This window comes from Streptomyces sp. KR55, assembly GCF_052245645.1.
GTDB lineage: Bacteria > Actinomycetota > Actinomycetes > Streptomycetales > Streptomycetaceae > Streptomyces > Streptomyces flavusporus.
Map to the genome: position 1 here is coordinate 1 of NZ_JBQQCE010000362.1, position 10,245 is coordinate 10,245.

The following is a 10,245-nucleotide window of genomic DNA, read 5'->3' on the forward strand; positions in this document are numbered from 1 at the left end:
CCTTTCAGCGGTCGCTGCGGGAGGAGCTGCGGGAGTGGTTCGACGGCAGGCCGGCCGACGGGATGTCAGAGGCGGGCGGATCCGCCTGAGACGGGTTGGGAGCGCGGGACCGGCGGGTCGCTGAGCGATACGCCGGTCCCACTCGCGGGGCGCGTCAGCGCGCGTCCGTGAACGTCTCCCCCTTCTCCGCCTTCTCCACCAGCAGCGCCGGCGGGGTGAACCGCTCTCCGTAGCGGTCGGCGAGCTCACGCGCGCGAGCCACGAAGCCGGGCAGGCCTCCTTCGTAGCCGTTGATGTACTGCAGGACGCCGCCGGTCCAGCCGGGGAACCCGATGCCGAGGATCGAGCCGATGTTGGCGTCGGCGACAGAGGTCAGCACCCCCTCCTCCAGGAGCCGGACGGTGTCCAGCGCCTCCGAGAAGAGCATGCGCTCCTGCATGTCCTCGAACGGGATCTCGGCGCCCTCACGCGTGAAGTGCTCCCGCAGGCCCGGCCACAGGCCCGTACGCTTGCCGCCCTCCCCGTACTCGTAGAAGCCGGCGCCGCCGCTGCGCCCGGTGCGGCCGAACTCGTCGACCATCCGGTCGATGACGGCCTCCGCCGGGTGCGCGGTCCAGGTGCCGCCCGCCTCCTCCACCGCCCGCCTGGTCTCCTTGCGGATCTTGCGCGGGAGGGTGAGCGTCAGCTCGTCCATCAGGGACAGCACCTTGGCCGGGTAACCGGCCTGCGCCGCCGCCTGCTCGACGGACGCGGGCTCGATGCCCTCGCCGACCATCGCCACGCCCTCGTTGATGAAGTGACCGATCACCCGGGACGTGAAGAAGCCGCGCGAGTCGTTGACGACGATCGGCGTCTTCTTGATCTGCCGGACCAGGTCGAAGGCGCGGGCCAGGGCCTCGTCGCCGGTCCGCTCGCCCTTGATGATCTCGACGAGGGGCATCTTGTCGACCGGCGAGAAGAAGTGCAGCCCGATGAAATCGGCCTGGCGCTGCACGCCCTCGGCGAGCGCGGTGATCGGGAGTGTCGAGGTGTTGGAGCACAGCAGTGCGTCCGGCGCGACGACCTGCTCGATCTCCTGGAACACCTTGTGCTTGAGCGCCGTGTCCTCGAAGACGGCCTCGATGACCGCGTCGCAGCCCGCGAGGTCCTGGACCTCGGCGGTGGGCGTGATGCGGGCGAGCAGCGCGTCCGCCTTCTCCTGGGTCGTACGGCCCCGGGAGACGGCCTTGGCGCACAGCTTCTCGGAGTAGGCCTTGCCCTTGAGGGCCGCCTCCGGGGAGACGTCCTTCAGGACGACGTCGATGCCCGCGCGGGCGCACGAGTAGGCGATGCCGGCGCCCATCATCCCAGCGCCCAGGACGGCCACCTTGCGGACCTGGCGGGGCTCGATGCCCTTCGGGCGGTTGGCGCCGGAGTTGACGGCCTGGAGGTCGAAGAAGAAGGCCTGGATCATGTTCTTCGACGTCTGACCGGCCGCCAGCTCCACGAAGTAGCGGGCCTCGATGACCTGGGCGGTCTCGAAGTCGACCTGGGACCCCTCGACGGCGGCGGCGAGGATGTTGCGCGGCGCCGGGTAGGGCGCGCCGCCCGTCTGCTTGCGCAGGTTGGCCGGGAAGGCGGGCAGGTTCGCCGCGAACTTGGGGTTGGCGGGGGTGCCGCCGGGGATGCGGTAGCCGGGCTTGTCCCACGGCTGCCGGGACTCCGGGTTGGCGTCGATGAAGGCGCGGGCCTTGGCGAGCAGCTCCTCCTGTGTGTCGGCCACTTCGTGGATCAGGCCGTTCTCCAGGGCACGGCGCGGGCTGTACTGGGTGCCCTGGAGGAGGACCTTGAGGAGGGCGTCCGCGATGCCCAGCAGGCGCACGGTACGGACCACGCCGCCGCCTCCGGGCAGCAGGCCGAGGGTGACCTCGGGGCAGCCGATCTTGGAGCCGGGCGCGTCGAGGGCGACACGGTGGTGGCAGGCCAGGGCGAGCTCGTAACCGCCGCCCAGGGCCGCGCCGTTGATCGCGGCGACGACCGGCTTGCCGAGCGTCTCGATGCGGCGCAGGTCGCGCTTGATCGCGAGGCCGCCTTCGAACAGGTCCTGCGCGGTCTCGGGCGTGACCCGGATCAGGTCGCGCAGGTCGCCGCCGGCGAAGAAGGTCTTCTTGGCGGAGGTGAAGATGATGCCGCGGACGGAGTCCTGCTCGGCCTCGAGACGGTCGGTGATCGCTGCAAGCGAGTCCCGGAACGCCTGGTTCATGGTGTTCGCGGACTGGGCGGGGTCGTCGAGGACGAGGGTGACGACACCGGTGTCGTCCTGTTCCCAGCGGATGGTGGTGCTCTCGGTCATGTCGGTTCTCCGTAGAAGTCTCTCGTTGCCGCTGGGGTCAGATGCGTTCGACGATCGTGGCGATGCCCATGCCGCCGCCGACGCACAGGGTGGCGAGGCCGTACCGCTTGTCCTGGCGCTCCAGTTCGTCGACGAGGGTGCCGAGGATCATCGCGCCGGTGGCGCCGAGCGGGTGGCCGAGGGCGATGGCGCCGCCGTTGACGTTGACCTTGTCCAGCGACAGGCCCATCTCCCGGACGAAGCGCAGGACGACGGCGGCGAAGGCCTCGTTGATCTCGACGAGGTCGATGTCGTCGATGGTCAGCCCGGCCTTGGCGAGCGCCTTGCGGGTGGCGGGCGCGGGGCCGGTGAGCATGATGGTGGGCTCGGAGCCGGAGACCGCAGCGGAGACGATCCGCGCGCGCGGGGTGAGGCCGTAGCGCTCGCCGACCTCCTTGGAGCCGATCGCGACGAGGGCGGCGCCGTCCACGATGCCGGAGGAGTTGCCCGCGTGGTGGACGTGGTCGATCTTCTCCACCCAGTGGTACTTCTGCAGGGCCACGGCGTCGAAGCCGCCCAGGTCGCCGATGTCGGCGAACGACGGCTTCAGCTTGGCCAGCGAGTCGGCGGTGGTGCCGGGGCGCACATGCTCGTCGTGGTCGAGGACGACCAGGCCGTTGCGGTCCTTCACGGGCACGAGCGAGCGTTCGAAGCGGCCGTCCTTCCACGCGGTGGCCGCCCGCTCCTGCGAGAGGGCCGCGTACTCGTCGACGTCCCGACGGGAGAAGCCCTCGACCGTGGCGATCAGGTCGGCGCTGATGCCCTGCGGTACGAAGTTGACGGCGAGGTTGGTCATCGGGTCGTTGAACCAGGCGCCCCCGTCCGAGGCCATCGGCACCCGGGACATCGACTCGACACCGCCCGCGAGAACGAGGTCCTCCCAGCCGGAACGCACCTTGGCGGCGGCCGTGTTGACGGCCTCCAGGCCGGACGCACAGAAGCGGTTCTCCTGCACGCCCGCCACCGTGTCCGGCAGTCCCGCGGCGACGGCGGCGATCCGGGCGATGTCGGAGCCCTGGTCGCCGACCGGGCCGACGACGCCGAGCACGATGTCGTCGATGGCGGCGGGGTCGAGGCTCGGGAAGCGGTCGCGGAGCTCGTGGATGAGCCCGACGACCAGGTCGATGGGCTTGGTGCCGTGCAGGGCGCCGTTCGCCTTGCCGCGTCCGCGCGGGGTGCGGATCGCGTCGTACACGTACGCTTCGGTGGTCACTGGGGAAGCCTTTCGATGAGGGTTTGTCGAGGTGGCGGGGGCTGCGGGGGCTGCGGGCAGCGGACGCCGGGTCAGGTGCCGGGCTCCGTCAGTCCGGGTACGTCCCAGTCGCGGGCCACCTCCGCGGTGTCGGCGCCCGGCTGTGCGGGTCCGCTGCGGACGGCGGTCGGGGTGGCGGAGAACCGGGGCGCGGGGGCGGGCTGGGTGATGCCGCCGTGGTCGGTGAAGGTGCCGCGGGCGGCGAGGTGCGGATGGTGCGGTGCCTCACGCAGTGAGAGGACGGGGGCCACGCATGCGTCGGAGCCCTCGAAGACGGCCGTCCACTCCTGCCTGGTACGGGTCTTGAAGCGGGCGGCGACCGTCTCGCGCAGCTCGGCCCAGCGGGTGACGTCCTTGCGGGCCGGGGCCTGGTCCGCGATGCCCAGCAGGTGCACGAACTCGTCGTAGAACTGCTGCTCCAGGGCGCCGACCGCCATGTACTGGCCGTCGGCCGTCTCGTACGTGCCGTAGAAGGGGCAGCCGCCGTCGAGGAGGTTGGCGCCGCGCCGGTCCTGCCAGCCGTCGGCGGCGAGCATGCCGTGGATCATCGCGGCGAGGTGCGAGGCGCCGTCCACGATGGCGGCGTCGATGACCTGGCCGGTTCCGGTGGCGCGGGCGTGGTGGAGGGCGGCGAGGACGCCGACGACGAGGTAGAGGGAGCCGCCCGCGTAGTCGCCGACCAGGTTGGCGGGCACGGCCGGGGGTTCGCCGGGGCGGCCGATCATGCCGAGGGTGCCGGTGAGCGCGATGTAGGCGATGTCGTGGCCGGCGCGGGGGGCGAGGGGGCCGTCCTGGCCCCAGCCGGTCATGCGGCCGTAGACGAGCGCCGGGTTGCGGGCGTGGCAGGCCTCGGGGCCGACACCGAGGCGCTCGGCGACGCCGGGGCGGTAGCCCTCGATCAGGATGTCGGCGCGCGCTGCCAGGTCCAGGACGCGGGCCGGGCCGTCCGGTGACTTGAGGTCGACGATCACTGAGCGTTTGTTGCGGTTGGTGACGTCGTGGACGGGGTCGATGGCGAGTCCGGCGCCGCCCGGGCGGTCGACGCGGACGACGTCGGCACCGAGGTCCGCGAGAAGCATGGCGGCGAAGGGGCCGGGGCCGATCCCGGCCAGCTCGACCACGCGTACGCCGGTGAGCGGGCCGTGCGGTGGCGTCTTTGCCATGGTCATCCAGCCCCCTGTGCTGTGACACAACTGATGTAACACCGGTGATGGTAAGAACACGTTTCAGTGGACACAAGGCCTGGGGCGAGCAAGCGCTTAGCCACGCGCTGCGGAGCTGGTGAGCGCCGGCGCCGTCAGTGTCCGTCCAGCTCCGCTATCAGGCGCTTGGGTGCGATGGCGCGGTAGCTCTCCTCCACCCAGTCGCAGAGCAGTTCCGCGCTGGGGGCGCCCTTCTGCTCCAGGGGGATGCGCACCCAGCCGGACCTGCCCAGGCCGTACCCCGCGGCCTCAGCGCCGGGCGACGTGAGGGCGTGGGCGTGGCTCGTCTCGTCCTTCAGCTTGACCGTGAGGCCCAGGGGGTAGCTGCCGTCGTCCACGCCGAGGAAGACGAACACCTTCTTGTTGACCTTGGCGACACTCTCACCCCATGGGAACTCCTCCCCCGCACCGGGCAGCCCGAGCGCGAACTCGCGCACTTTCTCCCACTTCTTCAGGGCGTTCGCGGGTACGGCCACCGTCCACCTCCGGCCTCGTCGTCGGGCTGCGCACCCCTCACGCTAGCCTCAGCCACCGACAGCGGCGCGGGCTGAGGAGCGAGAGGTGTCATGAGCAGGTTGAACAGGACGGAACGTCCGTACGACATCGTGCTCTTCGGAGCCACGGGCTTCGTCGGGACGCTCACGGCGGAGTATCTCGCCGCCCATGCGCCGAAGGACCTGCGCTGGGCGCTCGCCGGCCGCAGCGAACTGAAGCTGGCCCGGCTGCGGGAGCGGCTGCGGGAACAGGCACCGGGCGGCGCGGAGATCGGGGTGCTGCGGGCCGATGTGTCCGAACCTGCCTCGCTGCGCCGGCTCGCCGAGCACGCGCGCGTGGTGGCCACCACGGTGGGTCCCTATGTGACGTACGGCGAGGAACTCGTCGCGGCCTGCGCGGACACCGGCACCGACTATCTCGACCTGTCGGGCGAGCCCGAGTTCGTCGATCTGACGTACGTCCGCCATGACGCACGCGCGCGTGAGACGGGTGCCCGGCTGGTGCACGCCTGCGGTTTTGACTCGGTGCCGCACGACCTGGGCGTGTACTTCACGGTCCGGCAGCTGCCGCAGGGCGTGCCGCTGACGGTGGACGGGTTCGTGACCGCCGACGCGGCCTTCTCGGGCGGCACGTTCGCCTCCGCGCTGAACCAGTTCTCACGGGCCCGGCAGATGACGGCCGCCGCACGGGACCGCCGGCGCCACGAGCCGCGGCTGATGGGGCGGCGGGCGGCCACGCCGACGGGTGCTCCGCGGTTCGCCCCGGAGGTGGGCGCCTGGGCGCTGCCGCTGCCGACCATCGACCCGCAGATCGTGCGCCGTTCGGCGCGGTCACTGGACCGGTACGGCCCCGACTTCCGCTACCGGCACTACGCGGCCGTACGGCATCTGCCCGTCGCCGTCGGCGGCGTGGCGGCCGTCGGTGCGCTCGCCGCGGCCGCCCAACTGCCGTCCGCACGGCGCTGGTTGTCCGACCGGCTGAAGCCCGGGGAGGGGCCGAGCGCCGAGAAGCGGGCGAGGAGCTGGTTCTCCGTGCGCTTCGTCGGCGAGGGCGGCGGCCGACGGGTGTTCACCGAGGTCGCGGGCGGTGATCCCGGGTACGGGGAGACGGCGAAGATGTTCGCCGAGTCGGCGCTGTCCCTGGCCTTCGACGACCTGCCGCCGACGGCCGGTCAGGTCACCACGGCGGCGGCGATGGGCGATGCGCTGACCGAGCGGCTGCGCGCAGCGGGGATCACGTTCCGGGTGGCCGCCAGCCGGTGACCCGGTCCTGCCGGGGCCAGTCCTAGAACGACCACTCGGCCAGCGTGTAGATCATCCCGCCGATCCAGGCGAGCCCGGCGAGGACGGCCAGCAGCAGCGCGAGCGTCACGGCCCGCTCGACGGGCCGGCTGGGGTGGGCGAGGGGCTTGGGGGCACGGTGCGTCGTCATACGGCACAGCCTGCCGATCATGCCGGCGCACCGGATATCCGTACTGGTACTCAGGCGGGAGTGAGTAGGTGGCCGTTCAGCCGGCGACGGCCTCCCGCAGTGCCCGCCGGCACAGGGAGTCCGCGCGACGGGTCGACTCCGGCAGCCGGTAACGCGGGGTCAGCCGCAGCACATGCGCGCAGGCCGTGTCCAGGTCGACGCGGTGACCGACGGACACGAAGACCGGCTTGACGCCGTCCTGGGTGCGCAGGGCGCGGCCGACCTCCTCCCTGCCCGCCAGCAGCGGAGACGACGATCCACGCCGGGGCTCCGGGTCGTCGTAGGTGAAGGTGAACGGGTTCTTGGCGACGCCGATCGTGGGCAGGCCGGTCAGGACGCCGAGGTGGCTGGCCAGGCCGAAGCGGCGCGGGTGGGCCAGTCCGTAGCCGTCGCAGACCACCAGGCCGGGCGGACAGGGCAGGGCCTCGAGGGCCGCCAGGACGGTGGGGATCTCACGAAAGGCGAGCAGGCCGGGCACGTACGGGAAGGAGATCCGTCCGACGGCCGTGCCCTCGGCGGCGACCGCGAGGGTGGCTTCGTCCAGCACGACGGCCGCGGCCGCCACCGCGTCCCGCTCGTCGTCGTAGGCGACGTCGACGCCGGTCACATGACCCGTTCCCGGCGGCGGCCCCGGCTCGTCCAGCACCACCCGCTCGCGCAACTCGTCCTGCACCGCGCGGGCCTGTTCCTCGGTCGCGGGCCAGCCCGCCGGAATGCGTACGGTCGTCATGGTGGGGACGAGAGTACGGGGCAGGCGACCGGCGACCGGATACCGGGCCGGTCACTTGCCGAGGGCGCGCTTCAGCTGCTGCTTGTTCATGTCCGAACGGCCATGGATGTTGCGCTGCTTGGCCTCCTCGTACAGCTGGTCGTAGGTGGGGCCCTCAGACCCCTTGCCGGATCGCTGACCGCCCCGCTTGCCGGACGACTTGTCCTGGGTCGAGGTGCGGCTCGCGGTCGTCGACTCGCCGGACCGGGCACGTTCCTTGTTGACCGTCCGCGCCGCGATCTCCTTGGCGCGTCCCGTGCTCTCTCCCCGGTCCTGCGCGCTCTCCTTGATGTGCTCGTACTGGCGTTCCCGCTTGGAGCTCGAGCCGCGTGGCATGTCCGCTCACTCCTCTCGCGTCGTGCGAAACGAGTACCCCCATCCCGGGCGCATGCGGCACGCGCGGCGCGGTCAGCTCTCCAGACGGGCGACGCGGCCCCGCTCCCCGGCGGCCCAGCAGCCCAGATCGGCCGTACAGTCCACGGTGTCGTACGAGCCCGGGTCGACCGTGCGCCAGGTGCGGCCGGCGTCCGTGGTCAGGTCCGTCCCCGTCGGGCCGACCGCGAGGGCGGCCGCGCGGCTGTACGGGAGCCACGCGACGCCGGAGCGGTAGGCGGGCGGGGGTGCAGTGGCGGGGCGCCAGGTGCGGCCACTGTCGGAGGAATGTGCCGCGGCTTGCGGAGACGTCTGGTCGGGCCGGTAGTCGCCGCCCACCGCCAGGCCGTGCACACGGTTCCGGAAGGCGAGCGCGAAGACCCCGCGGGCCGGGTCGCCCGCCGGGAGCGGCATGTCGGTGGCCGTCCAGGTCAGCCCGCGGTCGGCGGAGTGCAGCACGCGCGCGCGTGCGCCCCCTCCGGTGGCCAGCCAGACGTCCCGCGACCCTGCGGAGACCAGACACTGCCCGCTCGCGGCGAACCCGGCCTCACCCGTCAGGGCGGGCGGCATCCCTGCATCGGGCAGCACCGTCCAGGAGCGCCCGCCGTCACTCGTGGACAGGATCCGGAACCTGCCGTCCACGGGGTCGCTCATCGCGAGGCCGTGGCGGCTGTCGAAGAAGGTCATGCAGTCGTAGAAGGCCCGCGCGTCGGTGTTGCGGAAGGACTCCGTCCAGGTCAGCCCTCCGTCGTCGGTGCGGTACACGCGGGAGGCCTCGCCCTCACCGATGGCCAGCACCACGGCGCGCCGCGCGTCGAACGCCTCGATGTCCCGGAACTGCAGATCGCCGGCGCCGTCCGGCGAGACGTTCCGCCAGCTCGCCCCGCCGTCCGTCGTGCGCAGTATGGTCCCGCCCGTTCCTGACACCCAGGCGACCTTCCGGCTGACGGCCGCCAGGCCCCGGAAGCGCACGTCGGGGGTTCCGCTGTCCTTGAGTTCCCAGTGTGGCGCCCGGTGTTCCGGCTCGTGCGCCTGTGCCGGTACGGCCGTCAGGGCGGCCAGCGCCGCCCCGCACACCAGGCCCGCGACCACCGCCCGGCCCGTATGCCCCGCCCGTGTCCCCCGTGCCGTCCGCCGCGTGCTCCCCAAGCGCCTCATGGCGGGCGAAGCTAGCCCACCGCCCCGGCGCCGTCCAGAGGGCCGGGAACCGGCCCCGTCGCCCCGCACGCGATGGGGCACGGTGACGGACGTCACTCCGCACCGGTGTGCACGGACGCGCCGATTCCGTCGTCTCACCCAGTGCCCGGCCTCATCCCCGGAAGTCCGTTCCGCCGTCACAAGGGAGCAAGGCGTTGTCCACCGTCATCGAGCAGGCCGTCGAGGCCCGCCTCGTCGCCGCCGCGCCGCGGATGCAGAGCATCCCCGCGACACTGTGCTACGACACGAGCGATCCGTTCGCCATCCGTATGACCTTCCCGGCCCAGGCCACGCTGGAGGGCGAGGAGGTCTGCTGGACCTTCTCCCGCGAGCTGCTCGCGGCCGGCCTCCACGACCCCGAGGGCCACGGCGACGTACGCGTGCGGCCGTACGGCTACGACCGCACCGTGCTGGAGTTCCACGCCGCCGAGGGCACCGCCGTCGTCCACGTCCGCTCGGGCGAACTGCGCCGGTTCCTGCAGGCGACGCGCGTTCTGGTGCCCGAGGGCCTGGAGCACGCGTACCTGGACCTGGACCACGACCTCGCGGAGCTGATGCGGGACGCCTGCTGAACAGTCCGGCTGACTCCGGCTAACGGCTGCGGCCGAGCAGCGAGTTGAGCTCGCCGTAGTCCAGACCGCCGACCAGCGACTCGTACGTCCCCGCGTCCAGCAGCTCCCGCGCGGCGCGGCGGACGACGGCGTGCGCGGCCTGGGCCAGGCCGGCCCCCACGCTCACGCGCGCGACCCCGAGCGCGGCCAGTTCGGTCACCGGCGGCGCGCCGGGTCCGGCCATCACGTTCAGCGGACCGTCGACACCGCCGGCGAGCAGCTTCACGGTCCCCGGATCGACGGCCCCGGGGACGAAGATGCCGTCCGCGTCCGCGGCGAGGTAGGCGGCGGCCCGCTCCAGCGTGTGTTCCACTCCCCCGACACCCCTCAGGAACGTGTCGACCCGGGCGTTCACGAACAACGGCACGCCTGCCCCGTCCGCGGCCTCGCGCGCGGCGCCGATCCGCTCGGCCTGCTCGGCCACCGGCCGCAGCGGCCCCTGTCCCGCCTCGTGCAGCGCATCCTCGATGTTGACCCCGACCGCTCCGGCCGCGAGCACCGCCCGG

11 protein-coding genes are annotated in these 10,245 nt (G+C 72.5%); 2 read left to right on the forward strand and 9 right to left on the reverse strand.

All coding sequences use genetic code 11. The features are described from left to right. Positions 1-154: 154 nt before the first annotated feature. The 4 genes from ACTWQJ_RS37460 to ACTWQJ_RS37475 all read right to left on the reverse strand — a co-directional run bounded on the left by ACTWQJ_RS37460 (position 155) and on the right by ACTWQJ_RS37475 (position 5,301). Complete coding sequence (locus ACTWQJ_RS37460; RefSeq protein WP_443310908.1) at positions 155-2,332, reverse strand: 3-hydroxyacyl-CoA dehydrogenase NAD-binding domain-containing protein; 2,178 nt, start codon at positions 2,330-2,332, stop codon at positions 155-157. Positions 2,333-2,369: 37 nt separating this feature from the next. Next, a complete protein-coding gene (locus ACTWQJ_RS37465; RefSeq protein ID WP_129802402.1) occupies positions 2,370-3,584 on the reverse strand; it encodes an acetyl-CoA C-acetyltransferase in 1,215 nt (404 codons plus the stop codon). Between the two features lie 71 nt (positions 3,585-3,655). Next, positions 3,656-4,786 carry a CaiB/BaiF CoA transferase family protein gene (locus tag ACTWQJ_RS37470; RefSeq protein WP_443310916.1) on the reverse strand — a complete coding sequence of 377 codons (1,131 nt, stop codon included), beginning with the start codon at positions 4,784-4,786 and terminating at the stop codon, positions 3,656-3,658. 134 nt (positions 4,787-4,920) lie between these two features. After that, on the reverse strand, positions 4,921-5,301 hold the full coding sequence (locus ACTWQJ_RS37475) for an MmcQ/YjbR family DNA-binding protein (RefSeq protein ID WP_443310909.1): 381 nt from the start codon (positions 5,299-5,301) through the stop codon (positions 4,921-4,923). 90 nt (positions 5,302-5,391) lie between these two features. Here ACTWQJ_RS37475 and ACTWQJ_RS37480 point away from each other — a divergent pair, with 90 nt between their 5' ends. Continuing rightward, positions 5,392-6,582 carry a saccharopine dehydrogenase family protein gene (locus ACTWQJ_RS37480; RefSeq protein ID WP_443310910.1) on the forward strand — a complete coding sequence of 397 codons (1,191 nt, stop codon included), beginning with the start codon at positions 5,392-5,394 and terminating at the stop codon, positions 6,580-6,582. A gap of 22 nt (positions 6,583-6,604) precedes the next feature. Here the strand turns inward: ACTWQJ_RS37480 and mmpA are convergent, their stop codons facing one another. The 4 genes from mmpA to ACTWQJ_RS37500 all read right to left on the reverse strand — a co-directional run bounded on the left by mmpA (position 6,605) and on the right by ACTWQJ_RS37500 (position 9,089). Further along, the gene (gene mmpA, locus ACTWQJ_RS37485) at positions 6,605-6,751 is read right to left on the reverse strand and encodes a morphogenic membrane protein MmpA (protein ID WP_224738197.1); all 147 of its coding nucleotides are present in this window, start codon (positions 6,749-6,751) and stop codon (positions 6,605-6,607) included. A gap of 76 nt (positions 6,752-6,827) precedes the next feature. Continuing rightward, a complete protein-coding gene (locus ACTWQJ_RS37490) occupies positions 6,828-7,520 on the reverse strand; it encodes an endonuclease V (RefSeq protein WP_443310911.1) in 693 nt (230 codons plus the stop codon). Between the two features lie 51 nt (positions 7,521-7,571). After that, positions 7,572-7,895, reverse strand: coding sequence for a plasmid stabilization protein (locus ACTWQJ_RS37495; RefSeq protein ID WP_443310912.1), 324 nt, complete (start codon positions 7,893-7,895; stop codon positions 7,572-7,574). Positions 7,896-7,967: 72 nt separating this feature from the next. After that, positions 7,968-9,089 (reverse strand): WD40/YVTN/BNR-like repeat-containing protein, encoded by a 1,122-nt coding sequence (locus ACTWQJ_RS37500; RefSeq protein WP_443310913.1) that lies wholly within the window; start codon positions 9,087-9,089, stop codon positions 7,968-7,970. 194 nt (positions 9,090-9,283) lie between these two features. On the opposite strand from ACTWQJ_RS37500, the gene ACTWQJ_RS37505 reads away from it, so the two are divergent. Further along, a complete protein-coding gene (locus tag ACTWQJ_RS37505; protein ID WP_443310914.1) occupies positions 9,284-9,700 on the forward strand; it encodes an SsgA family sporulation/cell division regulator in 417 nt (138 codons plus the stop codon). 19 nt (positions 9,701-9,719) lie between these two features. On the opposite strand, the gene ACTWQJ_RS37510 is transcribed toward ACTWQJ_RS37505, so the two are convergent. Beyond that, positions 9,720-10,245: isocitrate lyase/phosphoenolpyruvate mutase family protein (locus tag ACTWQJ_RS37510; RefSeq protein WP_443310915.1), on the reverse strand; the 526-nt coding region annotated here is incomplete at its 5' end.

What these genes read in the sequence shown, in the direction of transcription:
- ACTWQJ_RS37460 (WP_443310908.1), bottom strand. Translation starts at nt 2,332, where the DNA reads ATGACCGAGAGCACCACCATCCGCTGGGAACAGGACGACACCGGTGTC.
- mmpA (WP_224738197.1), bottom strand. Translation starts at nt 6,751, where the DNA reads ATGACGACGCACCGTGCCCCCAAGCCCCTCGCCCACCCCAGCCGGCCC.
- ACTWQJ_RS37495 (WP_443310912.1), bottom strand. Translation starts at nt 7,895, where the DNA reads ATGCCACGCGGCTCGAGCTCCAAGCGGGAACGCCAGTACGAGCACATC.
- ACTWQJ_RS37500 (WP_443310913.1), bottom strand. Translation starts at nt 9,089, where the DNA reads ATGAGGCGCTTGGGGAGCACGCGGCGGACGGCACGGGGGACACGGGCG.
- ACTWQJ_RS37490 (WP_443310911.1), bottom strand. Translation starts at nt 7,520, where the DNA reads ATGACGACCGTACGCATTCCGGCGGGCTGGCCCGCGACCGAGGAACAG.
- ACTWQJ_RS37470 (WP_443310916.1), bottom strand. Translation starts at nt 4,786, where the DNA reads ATGGCAAAGACGCCACCGCACGGCCCGCTCACCGGCGTACGCGTGGTC.
- ACTWQJ_RS37480 (WP_443310910.1), top strand. Translation starts at nt 5,392, where the DNA reads ATGAGCAGGTTGAACAGGACGGAACGTCCGTACGACATCGTGCTCTTC.